The organism is Kitasatospora sp. NPDC002543, assembly GCF_053594915.1.
Genome location: NZ_JBSFWR010000041.1, coordinates 19,823 through 42,856, shown reverse-complemented (window position 1 = coordinate 42,856; position 23,034 = coordinate 19,823). Strand labels below are relative to the sequence as shown.

The 23,034-nt window shown below is 72.2% G+C and carries 20 protein-coding genes and 3 tRNA genes; 20 read left to right on the top strand and 3 right to left on the bottom strand.

Features of this window, described 5'->3' with window-relative positions:
- Positions 1 to 196 precede the first annotated feature (196 nt).
- The 7 genes from ACWD4P_RS19210 to ACWD4P_RS19180 all read left to right on the top strand — a co-directional run bounded on the left by ACWD4P_RS19210 (position 197) and on the right by ACWD4P_RS19180 (position 10,485).
- Positions 197 to 2,029, top strand: a complete 1,833-nt coding sequence (locus ACWD4P_RS19210; RefSeq protein WP_359823831.1) for an APC family permease — start codon at positions 197 to 199, stop codon at positions 2,027 to 2,029.
- Between the two features lie 538 nt (positions 2,030 to 2,567).
- Positions 2,568 to 2,657 (top strand): K(+)-transporting ATPase subunit F, encoded by a 90-nt coding sequence (gene kdpF, locus ACWD4P_RS19205; protein ID WP_045693083.1) that lies wholly within the window; start codon positions 2,568 to 2,570, stop codon positions 2,655 to 2,657.
- Position 2,658: 1 nt separating this feature from the next.
- Positions 2,659 to 4,323 (top strand): potassium-transporting ATPase subunit KdpA, encoded by a 1,665-nt coding sequence (gene kdpA, locus ACWD4P_RS19200; protein WP_359828469.1) that lies wholly within the window; start codon positions 2,659 to 2,661, stop codon positions 4,321 to 4,323.
- Positions 4,323 to 6,437 carry a potassium-transporting ATPase subunit KdpB gene (gene kdpB / locus ACWD4P_RS19195; protein ID WP_449780360.1) on the top strand — a complete coding sequence of 705 codons (2,115 nt, stop codon included), beginning with the start codon at positions 4,323 to 4,325 and terminating at the stop codon, positions 6,435 to 6,437. The genes kdpA and kdpB overlap by 1 nt, the downstream gene beginning before the upstream one ends.
- 21 nt (positions 6,438 to 6,458) lie before the next feature.
- Complete coding sequence (gene kdpC / locus ACWD4P_RS19190; RefSeq protein WP_449780359.1) at positions 6,459 to 7,094, top strand: potassium-transporting ATPase subunit KdpC; 636 nt, start codon at positions 6,459 to 6,461, stop codon at positions 7,092 to 7,094.
- A gap of 120 nt (positions 7,095 to 7,214) precedes the next feature.
- Positions 7,215 to 9,818, top strand: coding sequence for an ATP-binding protein (locus tag ACWD4P_RS19185; protein ID WP_449780358.1), 2,604 nt, complete (start codon positions 7,215 to 7,217; stop codon positions 9,816 to 9,818).
- Positions 9,811 to 10,485, top strand: coding sequence for a response regulator (locus tag ACWD4P_RS19180; RefSeq protein ID WP_359828476.1), 675 nt, complete (start codon positions 9,811 to 9,813; stop codon positions 10,483 to 10,485). Before ACWD4P_RS19185 ends, ACWD4P_RS19180 begins: the two co-directional genes overlap by 8 nt.
- 294 nt (positions 10,486 to 10,779) lie before the next feature.
- Here ACWD4P_RS19180 and ACWD4P_RS19175 read toward each other — a convergent pair whose 3' ends face one another.
- Positions 10,780 to 12,048 carry a hydrolase gene (locus ACWD4P_RS19175; RefSeq protein ID WP_449780357.1) on the bottom strand — a complete coding sequence of 423 codons (1,269 nt, stop codon included), beginning with the start codon at positions 12,046 to 12,048 and terminating at the stop codon, positions 10,780 to 10,782.
- Between the two features lie 278 nt (positions 12,049 to 12,326).
- Between ACWD4P_RS19175 and ACWD4P_RS19170 the strand changes: the two genes are divergently transcribed.
- The 8 genes from ACWD4P_RS19170 (at position 12,327) to ACWD4P_RS19135 (ending at position 17,099) form a co-directional block, all read left to right on the top strand.
- A tRNA-Thr gene (locus ACWD4P_RS19170) sits at positions 12,327 to 12,399 on the top strand.
- A 43-nt stretch (positions 12,400 to 12,442) separates the two neighbouring features.
- A tRNA-Met gene (locus ACWD4P_RS19165) sits at positions 12,443 to 12,515 on the top strand.
- 83 nt (positions 12,516 to 12,598) lie between these two features.
- Positions 12,599 to 12,763, top strand: a complete 165-nt coding sequence (gene rpmG / locus ACWD4P_RS19160) for a 50S ribosomal protein L33 (RefSeq protein WP_006604855.1) — start codon at positions 12,599 to 12,601, stop codon at positions 12,761 to 12,763.
- Between the two features lie 115 nt (positions 12,764 to 12,878).
- Positions 12,879 to 13,337, top strand: a complete 459-nt coding sequence (locus ACWD4P_RS19155; RefSeq protein WP_449780356.1) for an FAS1-like dehydratase domain-containing protein — start codon at positions 12,879 to 12,881, stop codon at positions 13,335 to 13,337.
- Positions 13,338 to 13,342: 5 nt separating this feature from the next.
- Positions 13,343 to 13,765 (top strand): MaoC family dehydratase, encoded by a 423-nt coding sequence (locus ACWD4P_RS19150; RefSeq protein ID WP_359828481.1) that lies wholly within the window; start codon positions 13,343 to 13,345, stop codon positions 13,763 to 13,765.
- A gap of 125 nt (positions 13,766 to 13,890) precedes the next feature.
- Positions 13,891 to 14,442 (top strand): TetR/AcrR family transcriptional regulator, encoded by a 552-nt coding sequence (locus ACWD4P_RS19145; RefSeq protein ID WP_359828482.1) that lies wholly within the window; start codon positions 13,891 to 13,893, stop codon positions 14,440 to 14,442.
- A 99-nt stretch (positions 14,443 to 14,541) separates the two neighbouring features.
- The gene (locus ACWD4P_RS19140; RefSeq protein ID WP_449780355.1) at positions 14,542 to 15,996 is read left to right on the top strand and encodes an MFS transporter; all 1,455 of its coding nucleotides are present in this window, start codon (positions 14,542 to 14,544) and stop codon (positions 15,994 to 15,996) included.
- A gap of 59 nt (positions 15,997 to 16,055) precedes the next feature.
- Positions 16,056 to 17,099: a UDP-N-acetylmuramate dehydrogenase gene (locus ACWD4P_RS19135; protein ID WP_449780354.1), complete on the top strand. Its 1,044-nt coding sequence runs from the start codon at positions 16,056 to 16,058 to the stop codon at positions 17,097 to 17,099.
- Here ACWD4P_RS19135 and ACWD4P_RS19130 read toward each other — a convergent pair.
- Positions 17,089 to 18,186 (bottom strand): adenosine deaminase, encoded by a 1,098-nt coding sequence (locus ACWD4P_RS19130; protein ID WP_449780353.1) that lies wholly within the window; start codon positions 18,184 to 18,186, stop codon positions 17,089 to 17,091. The two genes, ACWD4P_RS19135 and ACWD4P_RS19130, sit on opposite strands and share 11 nt — an antisense overlap.
- 116 nt (positions 18,187 to 18,302) lie before the next feature.
- The gene (locus ACWD4P_RS19125; protein ID WP_359823734.1) at positions 18,303 to 19,550 is read right to left on the bottom strand and encodes a pyridoxal phosphate-dependent aminotransferase; all 1,248 of its coding nucleotides are present in this window, start codon (positions 19,548 to 19,550) and stop codon (positions 18,303 to 18,305) included.
- 284 nt (positions 19,551 to 19,834) lie between these two features.
- Between ACWD4P_RS19125 and ACWD4P_RS19120 the strand changes: the two genes are divergently transcribed.
- The 5 genes from ACWD4P_RS19120 (at position 19,835) to rplA (ending at position 22,865) form a co-directional block, all read left to right on the top strand.
- Positions 19,835 to 19,907, top strand: a tRNA-Trp gene (locus ACWD4P_RS19120).
- Between the two features lie 147 nt (positions 19,908 to 20,054).
- A complete protein-coding gene (secE, locus tag ACWD4P_RS19115; RefSeq protein WP_359823736.1) occupies positions 20,055 to 20,381 on the top strand; it encodes a preprotein translocase subunit SecE in 327 nt (108 codons plus the stop codon).
- Between the two features lie 208 nt (positions 20,382 to 20,589).
- Complete coding sequence (nusG, locus tag ACWD4P_RS19110; protein WP_359823739.1) at positions 20,590 to 21,465, top strand: transcription termination/antitermination protein NusG; 876 nt, start codon at positions 20,590 to 20,592, stop codon at positions 21,463 to 21,465.
- Positions 21,466 to 21,631: 166 nt separating this feature from the next.
- Positions 21,632 to 22,066 carry a 50S ribosomal protein L11 gene (gene rplK, locus ACWD4P_RS19105; RefSeq protein ID WP_030290442.1) on the top strand — a complete coding sequence of 145 codons (435 nt, stop codon included), beginning with the start codon at positions 21,632 to 21,634 and terminating at the stop codon, positions 22,064 to 22,066.
- A 76-nt stretch (positions 22,067 to 22,142) separates the two neighbouring features.
- Positions 22,143 to 22,865 (top strand): 50S ribosomal protein L1, encoded by a 723-nt coding sequence (gene rplA, locus ACWD4P_RS19100; protein WP_218198318.1) that lies wholly within the window; start codon positions 22,143 to 22,145, stop codon positions 22,863 to 22,865.
- Positions 22,866 to 23,034: the final 169 nt, after the last annotated feature.

Below are 23,034 nucleotides of genomic sequence, written 5' to 3'. Positions count from 1 at the left end.
AGCCGGCGACCGCCGGGACAACGGCTCGCCCCACCCCCCTCGACTGCCACCGGACGGGGCCGGCGCGGCGCGGCGGCCCCGTCAAGGGCGCGTCAAGGCCGCTCGTGGCGGCGTCAGGAACGCGTAGGGGCCCGCCGGGCGGCGGGCGGGCGGACCGCAGGATCGGACCAACTACCGACTGCGGAGGTCCCGTCCGATGTCCAGCGCCACCACCACCCCGGCCGTGACGGCCGAACCCGAGCCGCCGGACGCCGGGGCGGGGGACGAGCGGCACCGGCTCAGCGCGCTCGGCGGGTTGGCCGCGCTCTCGCTGGACGCCATGGCCTCGGTCGCGTACGGGCCGGAGTCGATCGTGCTGGTGCTGGCCGCCGCGGGGGCGTACGGGCTGGGCTTCACGCTGCCGGTCACCGCGGCGATCGCCGTGCTGCTGGCGGTGCTGGTCGCCTCCTACCGGCAGGTGATCGCGGCCTTCCCGGACGGCGGCGGCTCCTACGCGGTGGCCAAGGCGCACCTCGGCCGCCGGACCGCCCTGACCGCGGCCGCCTCGCTGGTGATCGACTACGTCCTGAACGTCGCGGTCTCGGTCACCGCCGGCGTCGCCGCGCTCACCTCGGCCGTCCCGGGCCTCTACGGCGACCGGGTCTGGCTCTGCCTGGGCGTGCTCGGGCTGGTCACCGCGGTGAACCTGCGGGGGATCGCCGAGTCGGCCCGCTGGTTCATGGCGCCGACCGCCGTCTTCGTGCTCTCCATCCTGGCGATCGTCGTGGTCGGCCTGTTCCGGGACGGCCCGGCGAGCACCGCGGCCGCCGCCGGCCACGCCTCCTCCCTCGCCGAGAACGCCACCACCGTCGGCGCGCTGCTGCTGCTCAAGGCCTTCGCGGCCGGCTGCTCCGCGCTGACCGGCGTGGAGGCCGTGGCCAACGCCGTCCCCTCCTTCCGCAGCCCGCGGGTCAAGCGCGCGCAGCACACCGAGGTCGCGCTCGGCGCCCTGCTCGGGGTGATGCTGATCGGGCTGGCCGTGCTGATCGGCCGCTTCCACCTCCAGCCGGTCGAGGGCGTCACCGTGCTCGCCCAGCTCGCCGACGCCTCGCTCGGCCACGGATTCGGCTTCTACGTCGTCCAGTTCGCCACCGTGGTGCTGCTCGGTCTGGCCGCCAACACCTCATTCGGCGGGCTGCCGGTGCTGCTCGACCTGCTCGCCCGGGACAACCACCTCCCGCACCTGTTCGCGCTGCGCGCCGACCGCCAGGTGTACCGGTACGGCGTGCTGTTCCTGGCCGCGGTGTCGGCGGGGCTGCTGGTCGGCTCCGGCGGGGACGTCAACAGCCTGGTGCCGCTGTTCTCGATCGGCGTGTTCGTGGGCTTCACCGTCTGCCAGGTCGGCATGGTCCGGCACTGGCTGCTGCACCGGCCGTCCGGCTGGCGCTGGAAGGCCGCGCTGAACGGCTTCGGCGCGCTGCTCACCGGCGTCGCGGCGGTGGTCGTCACCGGCACCAAGTTCACCGAGGGCGCCTGGGGCATCGTGGTGGCCCTGCCGCTGCTGGTGATGCTGTTCGAGGCGGTCCACCGCAGCTACGCGCGGATCGGCGAGCGGTTGGAGCTGGGCCGGGTGCCCGGCCCGGTGACCAGGCAGCGCAGCCTGGTCGTCGTCCCGGTGACCGCGATCACCCGGCTCACCAGGGACGGCCTGTCGGCGGCGCTCTCGCTCGGCGACGAGGTCATGGCGGTGACGGTGGTGCACGAGCCGGCCGCCGCCGAGGCGCTGCGCCGGGACTGGGAGCTGTGGCAGCCGGGTGTGCCGCTGGTGGAGCTTCCGGACGTCCACCGCCGGCTGGGGCGGCCGATCGCCGACTTCGTCAACGAGCTGGGGGCGGAGCACGCCTACGACCGGCTGACCGTGCTGATCCCCGAGGTGGAACCGGCCCGCTGGTGGCAGCGGGCGCTCCAGAACCGGCGCGGCGCGGTGATCGACCGCGCCCTGCGGCGGCACACCGACGCGGTGGTGTGCCGGCTGCGCATGAGGATGTGACCGGGGAGCGCGGAGGAAAGCAGGGAAGACAGGCCCGGCCCCGGGCGGCAGGCTGCCGCCCGGGGCCGCCGCATGACCGCCTCCGCCGACGCCCAGGCACACCCCCCGCGCCCCCGCCCCCGCGCTCGCCCCACCCCCCCCGCCTCGCGCCCCCGCCCTCGCGCCCCCACCCGCACATCTCGGCCCGATCACGACGGTCTCGGTCCGGTGAAGCGCCCGTCAACGTCGCGTCAACGTCGCGCTATCACCCGTATGGAGGGCGTCAGGGGCCAATAACGCGCCCCTGACGGCTGCTTTGCTGCATCTGCCGGTCGTCCGCCGGCGCCGCGCGAGCCCTTCGGCCCAGGTCGCGGCATCTCCCGAACCGCTCTGGTGGAGCCCATGTCCGATCTCATCTACGTCGGTGTCACGGTCGCCGTGTTCGCCGTCATCGCCCTGATCGCGCGGGGGGTGGAGAAGCTGTGAGTGAGCGCAGCGAACGATCCATTGTGGGGCGCGTGTCGCGCCAGGTGCCCGGCGAGCGCAGCGAGGTGGCCGCATGAGCGCGGAGAACATCGCTGGCTTGGTCGTGGCCGTCGCGCTCGTCGGCTATCTCGTCGTGGCGCTGATCTTCCCGGAGAAGTTCTGACATGGGATCCACTCTCGCGGGCTGGCTCCAGGTCATCGCCCTCGTCGGCGCGCTGGCCCTGTGCTACCGCCCCCTTGGCGACTACATCGCCAAGCTCCTCACCTCCGCCAAGCACCTCAGAGTCGAGCGCGGCATCTACAAGCTGATCGGCGTCGACGGGGACGCCGACCAGCGGTGGCCGGCGTACCTCCGCTCGGTGCTGGCCTTCTCGGCCGTCTCCGTCCTCTTCCTCTACGGCCTGATCCGCCTCCAGGGCTACCTGCTGCTGAACCTGGGCGTTCCGCAGATGGAGGGCCACCAGGCCTGGAACACCGCGATCTCGTTCGTCGCCAACACCAACTGGCAGTCCTACGGCGGCGAGTCCGCGATGGGCCACCTGGCGCAGATGGCGGGCCTGGCGGTGCAGAACTTCGTCTCCGCGGCCGTCGGCATCGCCGTCGTCGCCGCGCTGGTCCGGGGTTTCACCCGCAACCGGACGGACCGGGTCGGCAACTTCTGGGTGGATCTCGTCCGGATCAACCTGCGCCTGCTGCTGCCGGTCTCGATCGTCTTCGCCCTGGTCCTGGCCGCCAACGGCGTGATCCAGAACTTCCACGGCTTCCACGAGGTCACCAACCTCGCGGGCGGCGTCCAGAAGATCCCGGGCGGGCCGGTGGCCTCGCAGGAGGTCATCAAGCTGCTCGGCACCAACGGCGGCGGCTTCTTCAACGCCAACTCGGCGCACCCGTTCGAGAACCCGACCGGTTTCACCAACCTGGTCGAGATCTTCCTGATCCTGCTGATCCCGTTCGCGCTGCCGCGGACCTTCGGCCGGATGGTGGGGGACAACCGCCAGGGCTACGCGATCGTCGCCGTGATGGGCCTGTTCTGGATCGCCTCGGTGGGTCTGCTGACCCTCGCCGAGTCGCAGCACCAGGGCACCGCCCTGCAGGCCGCGGGCGCCGCGATGGAGGGCAAGGAGCAGCGCTTCGGCATCGCCGCCAGCTCGCTGTTCGCCGCTTCGACCACGCTGACCTCGACCGGTGCGGTGAACTCCTTCCACGACTCGTACACGCCGTTCGGCGGCGGGCTGACGGTCTTCAACATGATGCTGGGCGAGATCGCGCCCGGCGGTGTGGGCTCCGGCCTGTACGGGATGCTCGTGCTGGCGGTCGTCGCGGTGTTCGTGGCCGGTCTGATGGTCGGCCGCACCCCCGAGTACCTGGGCAAGAAGCTCGGCGGCCGGGAGATGAAGTTCGCCTCGCTGTACATCCTCACCACGCCGACGATCGTGCTGGTCGGCACGGGTGTGGCGATGGCCCTGCCGGGCGAGCGCGCCGGGATGCTCAACTCGGGCGCCCACGGCTTCTCCGAGGTGCTGTACGCCTTCACCTCGGCCTCCAACAACAACGGCTCGGCCTTCGGCGGCATCACCGTCAACACCGACTGGTACGACACCGCGCTCGGCCTGGCGATGATCTTCGGCCGGCTGCTGCCGATCGTCTTTGTCCTGGCGCTGGCCGGCTCGCTCGCCCAGCAGCAGCCGGTCCCGGCCACCCCGGGCACCCTGCCCACCCACAAGCCGCTGTTCGTGGGCCTGCTGTCGGGCGTGATCCTGATCGTCGTCGGCCTCACCTACTTCCCGGCCCTGGCTCTCGGGCCGATCGCGGAAGGTCTGTCCTCCTGATGTCCACCCCTACGCTCAACCCCGCACCGGCCGACAAGGCCGAGCCTGCCGCGCCGCACAGAGTGGCGAGCGGTCTGCTCGACCCCAAGCTGATCGTCGCGTCCCTGCCGGACGCGGTGAGGAAGCTCGATCCCCGGGTGATGGTCAAGAACCCGGTGATGTTCGTGGTCGAGGTCGGTTCGGTGGTCACCACCGTCGCCGCGATCGCCGACCCGTCCGTGTTCGCCTGGGCCATCACCGTCTGGCTCTGGCTCACCACGATCTTCGCCAACCTGGCCGAGGCCGTCGCCGAGGGGCGCGGCAAGGCCCAGGCCGACACCCTGCGCAAGACGAAGACCGAGAGCGTCGCCCGCCGCCTCACGAACTGGCCCGCCACCCGGGCCGAGGAGGAGGTGCCGGGCACGGCGCTGCGGCTCGGCGACCACGTGGTGGTCGAGGCCGGGCAGGTCATCCCCGGTGACGGCGACGTGGTCGAGGGCGTCGCGTCCGTCGACGAGTCGGCGATCACCGGTGAGTCCGCGCCGGTGATCCGCGAGTCCGGCGGCGACCGCAGCGCCGTCACCGGCGGCACCAAGGTGCTGTCCGACCGGATCGTGGTGAAGATCGCCTCGGAGCCCGGCAAGTCCTTCATCGACCGGATGATCGCCCTGGTCGAGGGCGCCGCCCGGCAGAAGACGCCGAACGAGATCGCGCTCAACATCCTGCTGGCCTCGCTGACCATCGTCTTCCTGGTCGCGGTCGTCACGCTCCAGCCGATGGCCACCTACGCGGGCGCCCCGCAGTCGATGATCGTCCTGGTCGCCCTGATCGTGGCGCTGATCCCGACCACCATCGGCGCGCTGCTCTCCGCGATCGGCATCGCGGGCATGGACCGGCTGGTGCAGCGCAACGTGCTGGCGATGTCCGGCCGTGCCGTCGAGGCCGCCGGCGACGTCAACACCCTGCTGCTCGACAAGACCGGCACCATCACCCTGGGCAACCGCCAGGCCGCCGAGTTCCTGGCCGCCCCGGGCGTGTCCACCGACGAACTGGCCGACGCCGCCCAGCTCTCCTCCCTCGCGGACGAGACCCCGGAGGGCCGCTCGATCGTGGTGCTCGCCAAGACCGAGTACGGTCTGCGGGCCCGCGCCCAGGGCGAGCTGACGCACGCCACCTGGGTCCCGTTCACCGCCCAGACCCGGATGTCCGGCGTCGACCTGGACGAGGCCGAGGGCCTTCACCAGGTCCGCAAGGGAGCGGCCGGCGCCGTCTCCAACTGGGTGACGGAGAACGGTGGTTCGGTCGGCGGCGAGGTCTCCGCCCTGGTCGACGGGATCTCCGCCGCGGGTGGCACCCCGCTGGTGGTCGCCACCAGGGTCGGCGACGGGCCCGCCCGCGTCCTCGGGGTCATCCACCTCAAGGACGTGGTCAAGGAGGGCATGCGGGAGCGCTTCGACGAGCTCCGCCGGATGGGCATCAAGACCATCATGATCACGGGCGACAACCCGCTGACCGCCAAGGCGATCGCGGAGGAGGCCGGCGTGGACGACTTCCTCGCCGAGGCCACACCCGAGGACAAGATGGCCCTGATCAAGAAGGAGCAGGAGGGCGGCAAGCTGGTCGCGATGACCGGCGACGGCACCAACGACGCCCCCGCGCTCGCCCAGGCCGACGTCGGCGTCGCGATGAACACCGGGACCATGGCGGCCAAGGAGGCCGGCAACATGGTCGACCTGGACTCCAACCCGACCAAGCTGATCGAGATCGTGGAGATCGGCAAGCAGCTCCTGATCACCCGCGGCGCGCTGACCACCTTCTCGATCGCCAACGACGTGGCCAAGTACTTCGCGATCATCCCCGCGATGTTCGCCGGGGTCTACCCGGGCCTGAGCCACCTCAACATCATGGGCCTGCACAGCCCGCAGTCCGCGATCACCTCGGCGATCGTCTTCAACGCCCTGGTCATCATCGGCCTGATCCCGCTCGCCCTGCGCGGCGTGCGCTACCGCCCGTCCGACGCCAGCTCGCTGCTGCGCCGCAACATCGGGGTCTACGGCTTCGGCGGCCTGGTGGTGCCGTTCGTCGGCATCAAGCTGATCGACCTGATCGTCCAGTTCATCCCCGGCCTCGGCTGACGCGGGGAAGGAGAGAAAACCATGTCCAAGCCCCTGCCGACGACCCTCCGCACCCACCTCACGGCCCTGCGGGTCCTCCTCGTGCTGACCGTGATCCTCGGGGTCGCCTACCCGCTGCTGATCACCGGTGTCTCCCAGGTCGCCTTCGGCGACAGGGCGAACGGCTCGCCGGTCTCGTCCGACGGCAAGGAGATCGGCTCCAGCCTGATCGGCCAGAACTTCGACCTCCCGAAGAAGGACCCCGAGGACCCGAAGGAGGAGGCCCGGCCGGACCCTAAGTGGTTCCAGCCCCGGCCCTCCGCCGCCGGGACCGGCTACGACGCCTCCTCGTCCAGCGCCAGCAACCTCGGCCCGAACAGCGAGGACCTGCTGAAGGCCGTCGAGGACCGCCGCGCCGCCGTCGCCGCCTTCGACGGCGTCGACCCGGCGAGCGTCCCGGCCGACGCGCTGACCGCCTCCGGCTCCGGCCTCGACCCGCACATCTCGGTCGCGTACGCCAAGGAGCAGGCCGACCGGGTCGCCAGGACGCGCGGCCTGCCGGTGGAGACGGTGAACAAACTGGTCGACGAGTACACCGAGGGCCGCTCGATCGGCTTCCTCGGCAACGAGGGCGTCAACGTCGTGCTGCTCAACAAGGCGCTCAGCGAGCAGAAGTGACACCACATCGAACAAACGGGTGACCGGGCCGGCCCGGGTGCGGGAGCATGCCTCCCGCGCCCGGGCCGGCCGACCCGCGTCCGCAGACGTGCACCACCTCCGATGGAAAGAGCAGTGCCCATGGCCCGCGACCTCACCCCCGGCACCGGCATCCGCGGCGGCCGCCTGAGGGTGTACCTCGGCTCCGCGCCGGGGGTCGGCAAGACCTACCGGATGCTGGACGAGGCCCGGCGCAGACAGGAACGCGGGGTCGACGTCGCGGTCGGCTACATCGAGTGCCACGGCAGACGCCACACCGAGGCCATGCTGGCGGGCCTGGAGGTCCTGCCGAGGGTCCACCGTGCCTACCGGGACGCCGAGTTCGAGGAGATGGACCTCGACGGCGTGCTCGCCCGCCGGCCGTCCGTCGTACTGGTGGACGAGCTGGCGCACACCAACATCCCCGGCGGCCGGCACGCCAAGCGCTGGCAGGACGTCGAGGAGCTGCTCGCCGCCGGGATCGACGTCATCACCACCGTCAACATCCAGCACCTGGAGTCGCTGAACGACGTCGTCCGGAAGATCACCGGCATCCCGCAGCGCGAGACCGTCCCGGACGAGGTGGTCCGCCGGGCCGACCAGATCGAACTCGTCGACATGGCCCCGCAGGCGCTGCGCCGCCGGATGGCCCACGGCAACGTCTACAGGGCGGAGAAGGTGGACGCCGCGCTCTCCAACTACTTCCGGGTCGGCAACCTCACCGCCCTGCGCGAACTCGCCCTGCTCTGGGTGGCCGGGCGGGTGGACGAGGGCCTGCGCGACTACCGGGCCAGCCACAACATCGACCGGGTCTGGGAGACCCGCGAGCGGGTCGTGGTCGCCCTCACCGGCGGCCCCGAGGGCGAGACCCTGATCCGCCGGGCCGCCCGGATCGCCGACCGCACGGCCGGCGGCGACCTGCTGGCCGTCCACGTCTCCCGCAGCGACGGCCTGGCCGGCGCCTCCTCCGGTGCGCTCGCCCAGCAGCGGCTGCTGGTGGAGACCCTCGGCGGCAGCTACCACGTGGTGGTCGGCGACGACGTCCCCACCGCGCTGCTCACCTTCGCCCGCGCCCACGACGCCACCCAGCTGGTGCTCGGGACCAGCCGCCGCGGCCGGGTCAACCGCTTCCTCACCGGCCCCGGCACCGGGCAGACCACCGTGGACGCCTCCGAGGACATCGACGTCCACATGGTCACCCACGAGTTCACCGGCCGCGGCCGGCTGCCCTCGCTCGGCCGCCGCCACTCCCGCCGCCGCACCATCGCCGGCTACCTGGCCGGGCTGGCGGTGCCCTGGCTGCTCACCGTCCTGCTCTCGCAGGCGCACCACAGCATCAACCTGACCACCGACGCGCTGATCTTCCAGCTCGGCGTGGTCATCGTGGCCCTGCTCGGCGGCGCGGTGTCGGCCCTGCTGGCCTCGGTCGTCGCCTCGATGCTGCTCAACTACTACTTCATCCCGCCGACCCACAGTCTGACCATCGGCGAGACCAACAACATCGTCGCCCTGGTGGTCTTCGCGGCCATCGCGCTCACCGTCTCCACCGTGGTCGACCACGCCGGCCGGCTCACCAGCCGGGCCGCCCGCGCCACCGCCGAGGCCGAGACCCTCTCCACCCTGGCCGGCAGCGTGCTGCGCGGCGCCGACGCGCTGCCCGCCCTGCTGGAGAAGTCCCGGACGGCCTTCGGCATGCGGGCCGTCGCCCTGCTCTCCCGGGCCGACGACGAGGTGCTCGCACACTGCGAGGGGGACCACCAGGACGACGGCGAGGGGCCGCACGAGACCACCGAGGTCCCGGTCGGCACGGACGCCGTCCTGGTGCTCACCGGCCGTCGGCTGCCCGCCGCCGACCAGCGGGTGCTGACCGCCTTCGCGGCCCACGTCGCCGCCGCGCTGGAGCGCGACCGGCTGGCCGTGGTCGCCGCGGAGGTCGAGCCGATCAAGGCCGCCGACCGGATGCGCACCGCCCTGCTCGCCGCCGTCAGCCACGACCTGCGCACCCCGCTGGCCGCCGCCCGCGCCTCGGTCGGCTCGCTGCGCAGCCCCGACGTCGAGTTCTCGCCCGCGGACCAGGCCGAGCTCCTCGCCACCGCCGACGAGTCGCTGGTCAAGCTCACCCGGCTGGTCGACAACCTGCTCGACATGAGCCGTCTCCAGGCCGGCGCGCTCACCCTGCACCTCACCGAGACCCACCTGGACGAGATCCTGCCCCGGGCGCTCGACAGCCTCCCCGACCCGTACGCGCCGGTCCAGCCGCTCGACCTCGACACCGCCCCGCCGGTGCTCGCCGACCCGCCGCTGCTGGAGCGGGTGCTCGCCAACGTGATCACCAACGCGCTGCGGTACAACGCCCCCGGCGCGCCCGTCCTGGTCACCGCCAGCCACCACGCCGACCAGGTCGAGATCCGGGTGATCGACCGAGGCCCCGGCATCGCCCCCGAGGACCGCGACCGGGTCTTCCTGCCCTTCCAGCGCCTGGGCGACACCGACAACACCACCGGCGTCGGCCTCGGCCTCGCACTCTCCCGCGGCCTCGCCGAGGCGATGGGCGGCAGCCTGGAGGTGGAGGACACCCCGGGCGGCGGCGCCACCATGCTGCTCACCCTGCCCGTCGCCGCCGGGGCCGCCGGGGCCGCCGGGGCGGCCGCGGACCCCGCCACCGCCGAGCCCGAAGTTCCAGGGGAGGAACCCACGCATGAGTGAGATCTTGGTCGTCGACGACGAGCCGGCTCTCCTGCGCACCCTGCGGATCAACCTCAGCGCCCGGCAGTACGCCGTCCGCACCGCCGCCAGCGGCGGCGAGGCCCTGGACCGCGCCGCGCACAGCGCCCCGGACGCCGTCCTGCTCGACCTGGGACTGCCCGACCTCGACGGGATGGACGTGCTGCGCGGCCTGCGCACCCACAGTGCGATGCCGATCATCGTGCTCTCCGGCCGGACCGACGCCGCCGACAAGGTGGGCGCCCTGGACGCGGGCGCCGACGACTACCTCACCAAGCCGTTCCTGATGGACGAGCTGCTGGCCCGGCTGCGCGCCGTGCTGCGCCGGCCGCTGGGCGGTGTGCCGCTGGGCCGTCCGGTGATCGGCGACCACACCGTGGACCTCGCGGCGACCGCGGTGAACGGCCCGAACGGCACGGTCCGGCTCACCCCGACCGAGTGGCGCATCCTCGCCCTGCTGCTCGCCAACCCCGGCCGACTGGTGCCCGGACGGCAGATCCTGCGCGAGGTGTGGGGCCCGGCCCAGGAGGAGCGCGGCAACTACCTGCGGGTCTACTTCGCGGGGCTGCGCCGCAAGCTGGAGCGTGACCCGGCCCGGCCCCGGCACCTGATCACCGAGCCGGGGATCGGGTACCGGTACGTGCCCTGACGGCCCGGTGCGGCGGTGGCGGGCCGGTGCGGCGGTGACGGCGCGCTGGCCGTCAACGCGCCGTCAAGAGCGGATCGTTGGGCGACAGGAGGGCGTCAAGGCCGCCGGGCGGCGGTGCTCCGTGGGCGTAGTGTCGTTCTCGAACGAGCGGCCCTGCTCCGTGTGGGGGAGGCCTGGGGCCGCCTCGTCAGCCGTCCCCGGACGGCCGGCAGGTGGGGGAGGGGCGCGCGACACCCGTCGCGCGCCCCCATCTGCTTCCCGCTGCTTCCCGTCGCCCCGGAATCGCCTCCCGGCTCAGCCGTTCCCGCCCCCGCACTGCCGGGGCAGCGCCAGCGCCACCGTGTCCGCGAACTCCCGGACCGCGCTGGTCCGGCTGACCACCCGGCCGCCGTGCACCACCAGCCGGCTGTGCCCGCCCGCGAGCGCCCCGGCCAGGCTGTCCCCGCGCACCGCCAGCAGCTCCGCCGGGAACCCGGCGTCCACCCGGACGGGTGCCAGCCCGAGCGCCGCCCGGGCCTGGTTCGCCACCGCGTCGTACGCCGCCTCCGGCTCCAACTCCCCGCCGGCCGCCAGCAGATAGGCCGATTCCAGCGGATCCGCCCGGCCGACCGGGTTGGACTGGTCGCGCAGCGCCCCGCTGCCCGCCGCCAGCGGCACCCGGGCGGCCGCCAACTCCCGCACCAGGCCCGGTCGGAGGACCGGCGTGCGGCCCTCCAGCCCGACGCAGCAGCCGTTCTGGGGCAGGCAGACCACCCGGACCCCGCTGCTCGCCAGGACCGTCGAGGCGCCCCGGGCCAGCGACCCGCACGGGCCGAGCGTCACCCTCGGCCGCAGCGGCGCCAACGCCCCGGCCATCCTGGCGAGTTGGGCGGAGTCGGCGGCACTGGTGTGCAGGTCCACCGAGCAGTCCGCCTCCCGGGCGGCCTCCAGCAGCAGCTGCACGTAACCGGCCGGGTCAGGGTCCAGCTCCGGGCATCCGCCGGCCGCCGTGGCGCCCAGCTTGAGCGCCTCGCGCAGCTGCGCCCGGCCGTCCGCGCCGGCCCGTCCGGTGAGCAGCCGGGGCATCGCCACCGCCTGGAGCTCGGCCAGCCCGCCCAGGGCCTGCCGGGCGGTGAGCACGGCCTCCAGACGGCGCAGTCCGTGCACGTCGCCGATCCGGACGTGGGTGCGCTGGGCGGTGGCGCCGTAGCCGAGCGAGGTCAGCGCGGCCTCGGTGATCCGCCGGGTGAGGTCGGCCGTGGTGTCGGGCGGCGGGGTGGTCAGGGCGGCCGAGAAGGCGGTGTCGTAGTGGGCGTGGGCCTCGGCGGGGGCCGGGAGCAGCAGGTAGCCGCGCAGGTCGATCCGGGCGCCGGTGGTGACGGTGGGCGCGCCGGGCAGGGCGGGGAGCGGGCCGAGGCTGCCGACGGTGCCGACCGCCTGGATCCGGTCGCCGCTGATCCGGACGTCCACCACCCGCCCGTCGGCCAGCCGGGCGCCGGTGAGCAGCAGGACGGGGCCGTGCCCGAGCGGGTTGGCCGCCGGGCCGGGCCCGGAGTGCGGCCCGTCGGCGGCTGCGCTGTCCATCGCCGGCTCCTTCTCGCGCCGGCCCGTGCGGGCGGCCCCGTACGGCCGGCCCGTACCGGCGGCCGGCTCTCCCGATCAATGAGCGTCGAGCCTATGGGCCCGGGGGGCGGGGCGCCGGGAGGCGGGCAATAGTCGTATCGGGTCGGGCCGCACGCCTCCGGGGCCGATCGAACGCCGGGCCTTGGATCGTCCGTCCGTACCCCTCGCCCACCTGCGGTCTTCGCCGCGGGATACGGATTTCACCTCCGGGCGCGAAACGTGTAATCTCTTCCTCGTTCGCCCCTATAGCTCAGTCGGTAGAGCGTCTCCATGGTAAGGAGAAGGTCTGCGGTTCGATTCCGCATGGGGGCTCGGGTGAGAAGCAGTCAGCTCCGGCTGTGCTGCGGATCACTGTGGCGGTGTAGCTCAGTTGGTAGAGCAAGCGGCTCATAATCGCTGTGTCACCGGTTCAAGTCCGGTCACCGCTACCCCGCGTAGTCGGTCGGGAGATCGCACTCCCGGTCGGCTACTCTTGTTGTGTTCTTATTCGTTGTCCAAGGAAGGCACTCCCGTGGCTGCCACCGACGTCCGCCCGAAGATCACGCTGGCCTGCGTGGAGTGCAAGGAGCGGAACTACATCACCAAGAAGAACCGGCGTAACGACCCGGACCGTCTTGAGATGAAGAAGCACTGCCCCCGCTGCAACTCGCACACCGCGCACCGCGAGACCCGCTGACCCTTTCGCAGGGCGACGGGCCTGTGTGAATTCAGGTCTTCATGCTCCGGGCCGCATCCCTCAGGGGGTGCGGCCCGGAGTTTTTTCGTATCCACCCGCGTTCCGAGGAGCTGCCATGGCGCTCGACCCCTCCTTCATCGGGCGTAGTTACCCGCCCACCGAGCCGTACGAGGTCGGCCGGGAGAAGATCCGCGAGTTCGCGACCGCGATCGGCGACGCCAACCCGGCGTACCGGGACCCGGAGGCGGCCAAGGCGCTGGGGCACTCCGACGTGATCGCCCCGCCGACCTTCCCGTTCGTGATCACCTACCGGGCGGCCGCCCAGGTGGTCGAGGACCCGGAGCTCGGGCTGGACTTCAGCCGGGTGGTGCACGGCGACCAGAAGTTCGTCTACACCCGCCCGGTGCGGGCCGGCGACCGGCTGTCGGTCGTGGTGACCATCGACAACATCAAGTCACTGGCGGGCAACGACGTGCTCACCGTGCGTGGCGAGGTGGCGGACGGGACCGGCGAGCACGTTGTGACGTCGGTCATGACCCTGGTGGCCCGGGCCGCCGACGAGGCGGGGGAGTGAGCGCGATGGCGATCGACTACGACGGGATCGAGGTCGGCACCGAGCTGCCGGCGCAGTCCTTCCCGGTGACCCGCGACACACTGGTGCGGTACGCGGGTGCCTCGGGCGACTTCAACCCGATCCACTGGAACGAGAAGTTCGCCCTGGAGGTCGGCCTGCCGGACGTCATCGCCCACGGCATGTTCACCATGGCCGAGGCGATCCGGGTGGTCACCGACTGGGTCGGCGACCCGGCCGCGGTGGTCGAGTACGGCGTGCGCTTCACCCGGCCGGTACCGGTGCCGAACGATGGCGTCGGCGCGGTGGTCGAGGTCTCGGCCAAGGTCGCCAAGAAGCTGGACGACCGCAGGGTGCAGGTCGACCTGCTGGCCACCACGGGCGGCCAGAAGGTGCTCGGCATGTCCCGGGCGGTCGTCCGCCTGGGCTGAGCGGCCGGGATCCCGGCTCCGGCCGGTGTCGCGCGCGGCCGTGGCCGGAGCCCCCTCCCGCGCGGTGGGGGCTCCGGACGCCGCGGGCCTTGCATAGGTAGTGATTGGCCACTAACTTAAGACCCATGGCGAAGTCGAGCATCCGGATGAGCGCGGAGGAGCGGCGCGAGAGCGTCGTCCGGGCCGCCATGACCGAGTTCGCCCGGGGCGGGTACCACGGCACCTCCACCGAGGCGATCGCCCGCCGGGTGGGTGTCTCGCAGCCGTACCTGTTCCGGCTGTTCCCGTCCAAGCAGGCGATGTTCGCCGCGGCCGCGGAGCGCTGCGTCGAGGAGACGTGGAGGGTGTTCGACGAGGCCTCGACCGGGCTGACCGGCCAGGACGCCGCCGACGCGATGTCCACCGCGTACATGGGCCTGGTCGAGAACGGCGACCAGCTGCTGATGCAGATGCAGCTCTACGTCTCGGTGTCCGCCGCCAGGGCGGCGGGCGAGGAGGAGGTCGGGGAGACCGCCCGGCAGCTGTGGGAGGGCCTGTTCGACCGGGTCAGGATCCGGCTCGGCGGCGACGCGCAGGACGCGACGCGGTTCTTCGCGTACGGAATGCTGATCAACACCCTGGTGGCGCTGGGCTATCCGCCGGGCCACCGGATCTGGGCCGGCTTCGACGGGTGCTAGGCGCCCGGCGGGCGGGTCGCGCGGGGGACCGTGCGGCCCTTTTTTCGGCCCCAAGAAGTTATTGATCGATAACTACCTAGAGGGAACTGGGGGGACGTCATGACGGAGAAACCCGCCATGGGCAGAGCCGCGATCTGGACGTTGGTGATCGTCAGCGCGGCCGGCTTCATGGCCGCGCTGGACAACCTGGTGGTCACCACCGCGCTGCCGTCGATCCGCGAGGAACTCGGCGGAGGGCTGTCCGACCTCGAATGGACGGTCAGCGCCTACACCCTGAGCTTCGCCGTGCTGCTGATGTTCGGCGCGGCCCTCGGCGACCGCTTCGGCCGCCGCCGGATCTTCCTGGTCGGCCTGGCGGTCTTCACCGCCGGCTCCGCCGCGGCCGCGCTCTCGCCGGGGATCGGCGAGCTGATCGCCGCCCGCGCCGTCCAGGGCACCGGTGCCGCGGTGATGATGCCGCTCACCCTCACCCTGCTCACCGCCGCGGTGCCCGCGGCCAAGCGGGGCATGGCCTTCGGCATCTGGTCGGGGGTCAGCGGCCTCGCCGTGGCCTCCGGGCCGCTGATCGGCGGCTCGCTGACCGAGCACTTCTCCTGGCAGTGGATCTTCTGGGTGAACGTCCCGGTCGGCCTCGTCCTGCTGCCGCTGGCCTTCCTGCGGCTGGGCGAGAGCCGGGGCCCGGGCCGCGCCCTGGACGTGCCCGGGACGGTGCTGGTCAGCCTGGGGATGTTCGGGGTCGTCCTCGGCCTGATCCGCGGCAACCCGGACGGCTGGACCAGCCCCCTGGTCCTCGGCACCCTGACCGCCGGCACCCTGCTGCTGGCCGCCTTCGTCTGGTACGAGCAGCGGGTGGCCGCCCACCCGATGCTGCCGATGCGGCTGTTCCGCAGCCGGGCCTTCTCCGCCGTCAACGCGGCCAGCCTGCTGATGTACCTGGGGATGTTCGGCTCGATCTTCCTGATCAGCCAGTACCTCCAGGGCGTCGGCGGCTTCAGTCCGCAGGAGGCGGGCGTCCGGATGTTGCCCTGGACGGCGATGCCGCTGCTGGTCGCGCCCGTCGCGGGCGTCGTCTCCGACCGGATCGGCGGCCGGCCGATCGTGGTCACCGGGCTGGCGCTGCAGGCCGCGGGCCTGGCGTGGTTCGGCCTGGTCGTGGACGGGAGCACCGGCCTCGACTACGTCGCCCAGCTGCCGGCCATCGTGATCTGCGGGATCGGCATGTCGCTCTACTTCGGGCCGACCGCCCAGCTGGTGATGGCCAGCGTCCGGCCGCAGGAGCAGGGGATCGCCTCCGGCGCCAACAACGCGCTGCGCGAGGTCGGCGGGGCGCTCGGGGTGGCGGTGCTCGCGGCGGTGTTCTCGGCCCAGGGCGGCTACCAGTCGGCGCGGGCCTTCACGGACGGGCTGGTGCCCGCGCTGTACGTCGGCGCGGCGGCCGTCGCGCTCGGCTCGCTCGCCGCGGCGCTCATCCCGCGGCGCAAGGCGCCGGTCGCGCCGGCGGCGGGCGCGGAGCAGGAGCGCGCCGGGGCACCGGCCGAGCCCGCGCGGGTCTGAGCGGATCCGGGCGGGGCGGGGTGCCGGGGGGCATCCCGGCCACCCGTACGCTGGTGGGCGTGCTGGTAGAAAACGACGCCCCCCTCGCCCCGCTGACCACGCTGCGGCTCGGCGGTCCGGCCCGCCGCCTGGTGACCGCCCACACCGACGACGAGGTGATCGCCGCGGTCCGCGAGGCCGACGCGGCCGGCGAGCCGCTGCTGGTCGTCGGCGGCGGCTCCAACCTGGTGATCGGCGACGCCGGCTTCCCCGGCACCGTGCTGCGGATCGCCACCGAGGGCTTCGCCCTGGACGGCACCGTGCTGGAGGTCGCGGCCGGCGAGACCTGGTCCGAGGTGGTCCGCCGGACGGTGCTGGACCACGACCTGGCGGGCATCGAGTTCCTGGCCGGCATCCCCGGCTCGGCGGGCGCCACCCCGGTGCAGAACGTCGGCGCGTACGGCCAGGAGGTCGCGCAGTCGATCACCGAGGTGGTCGCGTACGACCGCACCGCCGACGAGGTGGTCGTGCTGTCGAACGCCGAGTGCGCGTTCTCCTACCGGCACAGCCGCTTCAAGGCCGATCCGGACCGCTACGTGGTGCTGCGGGTGCGGTTCCGGCTGGAGGACGCCGGCGGGCTCTCCACCCCGGTCCGCTACGCGGAGACGGCCCGGCACCTGGGCGTCGAGCAGGGCGAACGGGTGGCGGTCGGCACGGCCTGGAACGCGGTGCTGCTGCTGCGCGCCGGCAAGGGCATGGTGCTGGACCCGGCGGACCACGACACCTGGTCGGCCGGCTCCTTCTTCACCAATCCGGTGCTCACGGCCGCGCAGTACGAGTCCTTCCGGACCCGCCCGGGCGCCCAGGACGCCCCCGCCTACCCGGCCCCGGAGGGCTGCACCAAGACCTCGGCGGCCTGGCTGATCGACCGGGCCGGCTTCGCCAAGGGCTACGGCAGCGGCCCGGCGACGCTCTCCACCAAGCACACCCTGGCGCTCACCAACCGCGGCGCGGCCACCGCCGAGGACCTGCTGGCGCTGGCCCGGGAGATCCGGGACGGCGTCCGCGAGGCCTTCGGGGTGGAGCTGGTGAACGAGCCGGTGATGGTGGGCGTCAAGCTCTGACGCGGGACGGACCCGGCGGCTCCTGGGCGGGGACGGCGGCCGCCTCCGTGGGGGCGCGGCCGTCCGCCAGCCAGACGTCGATGTCCGCCAGCAGCTCCTTGCGGACGGCCTCCGGCGCGACCGAGCCGCGCACCGACTGCCGCGCCAGCTCGGCGAGCTCGGCGTCGGAGAAGCCCAGCACGTCCCGGACCAGCTCGTACTGGGCGGCCAGCCGGCTGCCGAACAGCAGCGGGTCGTCCGCGCCCAGGGCGAGCGGCACCCCGGCGTCGAAGAGCCGGCGCAGCGGGACCTCCTCGGGGCGCTCGTAGACGCCGAGCGAGACGTTGGAGGACGGGCAGACCTCGCAGGTGACCTGCCGGTCGGCCAGCCGCTCCATCAGCCGGGGGTCCTCGGCGGCCCGCACGCCGTGGCCGATCCGGCCGGCGCCCAGGTCGTCCAGGCAGTCCCGGACGGACTCCGGGCCGGACAGCTCGCCGCCGTGCGGGGCCGCCAGCAGCCCGCCGTTGCGGGCGATCGCGAAGGCCCGGTCGAAGTCCCGGGCCAGGCCCCGGCGCTCGTCGTTGGAGAGGCCGAAGCCGACCACCCCGCGGTCGGCGTAGCGGACGGCCAGCCGGGCCAGCGTCCGGGCGTCCATCGGGGACTTCATCCGGTTGGCCGCGACCAGGACCCGGATGCCCACCCCGGTCGCCGAGGCGGCGTGCTCCACCGCGTCCAGGATCAGCTCCAGGGCGGGGATCAGTCCGCCCAGCCGGGGCGCGTACGAGGTCGGGTCGACCTGGATCTCCAGCCAGCGGGAGCCGTCCCGCCGCTCGTCCTCGGCGGTCTCCAGGACCAGCCGGCGGATGTCCTCCTCGTCCCGCAGCACCGAGCGGGCGGTGTCGTACAGCCGCTGGAAGCGGAACCAGCCCCGCTCGTCGGTCGCCCGCAGCCGGGGCGGTTCGCCGGAGCTGAGCGCGTCCGGGAGCCGGACGCCGTGCTTGTCGGCCAGCTCCAGCAGGGTGGCGGGCCGCATCGAGCCGGTGAAGTGCAGGTGCAGGTGGGCCTTCGGGAGGCCCCTGACGTCTCGCGGGTTCAACAGGCGTTCCATTCACCGATACTGCCGTATACGGCCCCCGTACGGGAACCGCCCTCTTTCCATCCCCCGAAGGGGTGAAAGAGGGCGGTGTGTCGGGTGAATCCCAAACGTCGGATTGACGAAAGACGTCAGGCGCGGGCCTCGCCGAGCAGCTTCTGGACCCGGCTGACGCCCTCGACCAGGTCGGCGTCGCCGAGCGCGTAGGACAGGCGCAGGTAGCCGGGGGTGCCGAAGGCCTCGCCCGGGACGACCGCGACCTCGGCCTCGTCCAGGATCAGGGCGGCCAGCTCGCCGGAGGTCTGCGGGCGGCGGCCGCGGATCTCCTTGCCCAGCAGGCCCTTGACCGACGGGTAGGCGTAGAAGGCACCCTCGGGCTCGGGGCAGAACACGCCCTCGATCTCGTTGAGCATCCGCACGATGGTCTTGCGGCGGCGGTCGAAGGCCTCGCGCATCTCGGCGACGGCGTCCAGGTCGCCGGCGACGGCGGCCAGGGCGGCGCGCTGGGCGACGTTGGAGACGTTCGAGGTGGCGTGCGACTGGAGGTTGGTCGCGGCCTTGATGACGTCCTTGGGGCCGATCACCCAGCCCACCCGCCAGCCGGTCATCGCGTAGGTCTTGGCCACGCCGTTGACCACGACGCACTTGTCGGCCAGCTCGGGCAGCAGGGCCGGCAGCGAGGTGAAGGTGGCGTCGCCGTACACCAGGTGCTCGTAGATCTCGTCGGTGAGCACCCACAGGCCGTGCTCCAGCGCCCAGCGGCCGATCGCCTCGGCCTCGGCCTCGGTGTACACCGCGCCGGTCGGGTTGGACGGCGAGACGAACAGCACCACCTTGGTGTTCTCGGTGCGCGCGGCCTCCAGCTGCTCGACCGAGACCTTGTAGCCGGTGGTCTCGTCGGAGACGACCTCCACCGGGACACCGCCGGCCAGCTGGACCGACTCCGGGTAGGTGGTCCAGTACGGGGCCGGGATGATGACCTCGTCGCCCGGGTCCAGGATCGCCGCGAAGGCCTCGTAGATCGCCTGCTTGCCGCCGTTGGTGACCAGCACCTGGGAGGCGTCCACCTCGTAGCCGGAGTCGCGCAGCGTCTTGGCGGCGATCGCGGCCTTCAGCTCGGGCAGGCCACCCGCCGGGGTGTAGCGGTGGTTCTTCGGGTCGCGGCAGGCCTCGACGGCCGCCTCGACGATGTAGTCCGGGGTGGGGAAGTCGGGCTCGCCGGCGCCGAAGCCGATGACCGGACGGCCGGCGGCCTTGAGGGCCTTGGCCTTGGCGTCCACGGCGAGGGTCGCGGACTCGGCGATCGCACCGATCCGGGCGGAGACCCGGCGGTCGGCGGGGCGGATGGACTGGTCGGGCTGCGGGGTGGAAGCGCTCATGCCTGCATCGTCGCAGAACCGGGACCTACCGGGCATCGGGGTATCGGCATCCGTACGTTCCCGTCCGGATCGCGGCCCCGCCGGTTCGTCGGCGAAGGTCCGTCCGGACCGGACATCCGCCGTCGGACCGGCCGGTCCGGAAGAAGACGTTCGACCAAACGCCCCTCGACCACGTACACTCGCTGCTCGACGGCCCGCCGAGAAAAACCGGAGCTTTCACCGCCTGTACAGACAGCGGGGGGAGATGCGGTAGGTTGGTCGCCACCGGAGCCGCGAGGCACCGTAGGGCAATAGCTCAATTGGTAGAGCACCGGTCTCCAAAACCGGCGGTTGGGGGTTCGAGTCCCTCTTGCCCTGCTGCTAGATCCGTTTTCAGCCCGTTCGCTCCACAGGAGTGAGCGGGCTTGATGCGGAGATGGCACCGATCAGCACCGCTAGCCGACTGGTCGTGCCCAACCGGGTGCGCGGCGAAGTTCGGCAGGACCCGGATTCAGGTGAGGACGAGTGACGGAGACCACGGGCTCCACCGCAACGCCTGAGAGCGGCAACCCCGAGGGTGCCGACGGCGCTGCCGAGACCACGTCGGCTGAGGGCGAGAAGAAGTCCGGCAAGCAGAAGAAGTCCGGCAAGCGGGCCAAGAAGGGCCTCTTCGCCCGGGCCGCCCTGTTCTACCGCCAGATCATCGCGGAGCTGCGCAAGGTCGTCTGGCCGACCCGCGGCGAGCTCACCAACTACACCGCCGTCGTGGTCACCTTCGTGGTGGTCGTGATGGCCTTCGTGGCAGGCCTGGACTACGGCTTCTCCAAGCTGAGCCTCCTGGTCTTCGGCTGACCGGCCGTCCCACCTCGCGAACAGCCTCCCGACCCGGGCCGATTCATCGGCCCGGGTCGAGCTGTCGGCGCCGGACGTACGCGCGGTTACCGTGGACTCGGTACTGTTGAAGTCTCCGAGACCTCACCTGGCGCCCGCGCGAGCGGCCGTACGCCGGGCGGTCGAGGAGCGCGCCACCTTCACCATCTCCAGGAAAGAAGCCGCCACCGTGTCTGAGTCCCCCCTGTACGACGCCGACGAGACCGTCCGCGAGGCGGATGTCGCCGCCGAGCTGGACGCGGCCGAGCTGGCTGACGACGCCGAGTCCGCCGAGCAGATCGTGGACGCCGCGGACAGCGACGAGGACGAGGTCGAGGCGTACGACGAGGCCGAGGCCGGCGAGCCCGCCGAGGAGGCCGCGCTGCACGTGGAGGGCGACGAGGAGCCCGCCGGTGCCGAGGAGTCCGTCGAGGACGCCGCCGAGGAGCCGGCCGAGGAGGTCGACCCGGTCGCCAAGTTCCGCGAGGACCTGCGCTTCATGCCGGGCGAGTGGTACGTGATCCACACCTACGCCGGCTACGAGAACCGGGTGAAGCAGAACCTCGAGCAGCGTGCCGTCTCGCTGAACGTCGAGGAGTACATCTTCCAGGCCGAGGTGCCGCAGGAGGAGGTCGTCCAGATCAAGAACGGCGACCGCAAGACCATCCGCCAGAACAAGCTCCCCGGCTACGTCCTGGTGCGCATGGACCTCACCCCCGAGTCCTGGGGCGTCGTGCGCAACACCCCGGGTGTCACCGGCTTCGTCGGCAACGCCTACGACCCGTACCCGCTGACCCTGGACGAGGTCGTCAAGATGCTCGCCCCCGACGTCGAGCGCGCCGCCGCCAAGGAGGCCGGCAAGCCGTCGCCGGTCAAGCCGAGCGAGATCCAGGTGCTGGACTTCGAGGTCGGCGACTCGGTCACCGTCACCGACGGTCCGTTCGCGACCCTCCAGGCGACCATCAACGAGATCAACCCGGACTCGAAGAAGGTCAAGGGCCTGGTCGAGATCTTCGGCCGGGAGACCCCGGTCGAGCTCTCCTTCGACCAGATCCAGAAGAACTAGTTCGTACGGTCTTCGGATTCGGGGCGGGGCCACTGGCTCCGCCCCGAATCCGTTTTGGTCCAGCGGCGCTGACGCGTTAACCTGGTCCGATGTGTGTGCTGGCGGCCGGGTGTCGCCCCGGTTCCGCACGCACCAGCAATCACCTCTCGGAAGGACCCGGAGAGACATGCCTCCCAAGAAGAAGAAGGTCACGGGGCTTATCAAGCTCCAGATCAACGCCGGTGCGGCCAACCCGGCGCCGCCGGTCGGCCCCGCGCTGGGTCAGCACGGCGTCAACATCATGGAGTTCTGCAAGGCCTACAACGCCGCGACCGAGTCGCAGCGCGGCATGATCGTGCCGGTGGAGATCACGGTCTACGAGGACCGTTCCTTCACCTTCATCACGAAGACGCCGCCGGCCGCGCGCCTCATCCTGAAGGCCGCCGGTGTGGACAAGGGCTCCAGCGAGCCGCACAAGACCAAGGTCGCGAAGCTCACCAGCGCCCAGGTCCGCGAGATCGCCACCACCAAGATGCCCGACCTGAACGCCAACGACCTGGACGCCGCGGAGAAGATCATCGCCGGCACCGCCCGGTCGATGGGCATCACCGTCGAGGGCTGAGAGCCTTCTCGTCCCCTGTGGTAGGGCCTGCGCGGGCCCGTGACACCACAACTCCCATCACCATTCAGGAGCAGCCATGAAGCGCAGCAAGGCCCTGAAGGCCGCGGACGCCCAGGTCGACCGCGAGCGCCTTTACGCCCCCCTCGAGGCCGTCCGCCTCGCCAAGGCGACCAGCACCACCAAGTTCGACGGCACCGTTGAGGTCGCCATGCGTCTGGGCGTCGACCCGCGCAAGGCCGACCAGATGGTCCGCAGCACCGTGATCCTCCCGCACGGCACCGGTAAGACCGCTCGGGTCCTGGTCTTCGCGACCGGCGAGCGTGCCGAGGCCGCGCGTGCTGCGGGCGCCGACATCGTCGGTGCCGACGAGCTGATCGACGAGGTCGCGAAGGGCAAGCTGGACTTCGACGCCGTCGTCGCCACCCCGGACCTCATGGGCAAGGTCGGCCGCCTCGGCCGCGTGCTCGGTCCCCGTGGTCTGATGCCGAACCCGAAGACCGGCACCGTGACCCCGGACGTCGCCAAGGCTGTCAACGACATCAAGGGCGGCAAGATCGAGTTCCGCGTCGACAAGCACTCGAACCTGCACTTCATCATCGGTAAGGCCTCCTTCACCGACGAGCAGCTGGTCGAGAACTACGCCGCCGCGCTGGACGAGGTGCTCCGCGCCAAGCCGTCCGCCGCCAAGGGCCGCTACATCAAGAAGACCGCGTTCTCGACCACCATGGGCCCCGGCATCCTGGTGGACCCGAACCGCACCCGCAACCTCCTCGTCGAGGAGGACCCGGCCGCGGTCTGAGCCCCAGCGCTCTGAAGCAGTCCGTTCGGCGGGCCCGCACTCCCCTCACCGGGGGTGCGGGCCCGCCGTCGTTTCCCGGAGCGGGGCACCGGCCGATGGGAACGGCGGCCGAACCGTCGTACGCTCTGCCGGTCAGATCACGTGGAGAACCTGTGACCGCCGGAGTGTG

Excerpts from the sequence above, each read along its gene's own strand:
- ACWD4P_RS19210 (WP_359823831.1), top strand. The coding sequence starts at position 197 with ATGTCCAGCGCCACCACCACCCCGGCCGTGACGGCCGAACCCGAGCCG.
- kdpF (WP_045693083.1), top strand. The coding sequence starts at position 2,568 with ATGAGCGCGGAGAACATCGCTGGCTTGGTCGTGGCCGTCGCGCTCGTC.
- kdpA (WP_359828469.1), top strand. The coding sequence starts at position 2,659 with ATGGGATCCACTCTCGCGGGCTGGCTCCAGGTCATCGCCCTCGTCGGC.
- kdpB (WP_449780360.1), top strand. The coding sequence starts at position 4,323 with ATGTCCACCCCTACGCTCAACCCCGCACCGGCCGACAAGGCCGAGCCT.
- kdpC (WP_449780359.1), top strand. The coding sequence starts at position 6,459 with ATGTCCAAGCCCCTGCCGACGACCCTCCGCACCCACCTCACGGCCCTG.
- ACWD4P_RS19185 (WP_449780358.1), top strand. The coding sequence starts at position 7,215 with ATGGCCCGCGACCTCACCCCCGGCACCGGCATCCGCGGCGGCCGCCTG.
- ACWD4P_RS19180 (WP_359828476.1), top strand. The coding sequence starts at position 9,811 with ATGAGTGAGATCTTGGTCGTCGACGACGAGCCGGCTCTCCTGCGCACC.
- ACWD4P_RS19175 (WP_449780357.1), bottom strand. The coding sequence starts at position 12,048 with ATGGACAGCGCAGCCGCCGACGGGCCGCACTCCGGGCCCGGCCCGGCG.
- ACWD4P_RS19155 (WP_449780356.1), top strand. The coding sequence starts at position 12,879 with ATGGCGCTCGACCCCTCCTTCATCGGGCGTAGTTACCCGCCCACCGAG.
- ACWD4P_RS19150 (WP_359828481.1), top strand. The coding sequence starts at position 13,343 with ATGGCGATCGACTACGACGGGATCGAGGTCGGCACCGAGCTGCCGGCG.
- ACWD4P_RS19145 (WP_359828482.1), top strand. The coding sequence starts at position 13,891 with ATGGCGAAGTCGAGCATCCGGATGAGCGCGGAGGAGCGGCGCGAGAGC.
- ACWD4P_RS19140 (WP_449780355.1), top strand. The coding sequence starts at position 14,542 with ATGACGGAGAAACCCGCCATGGGCAGAGCCGCGATCTGGACGTTGGTG.
- ACWD4P_RS19130 (WP_449780353.1), bottom strand. The coding sequence starts at position 18,186 with ATGGAACGCCTGTTGAACCCGCGAGACGTCAGGGGCCTCCCGAAGGCC.
- ACWD4P_RS19125 (WP_359823734.1), bottom strand. The coding sequence starts at position 19,550 with ATGAGCGCTTCCACCCCGCAGCCCGACCAGTCCATCCGCCCCGCCGAC.
- rplK (WP_030290442.1), top strand. The coding sequence starts at position 21,632 with ATGCCTCCCAAGAAGAAGAAGGTCACGGGGCTTATCAAGCTCCAGATC.
- rplA (WP_218198318.1), top strand. The coding sequence starts at position 22,143 with ATGAAGCGCAGCAAGGCCCTGAAGGCCGCGGACGCCCAGGTCGACCGC.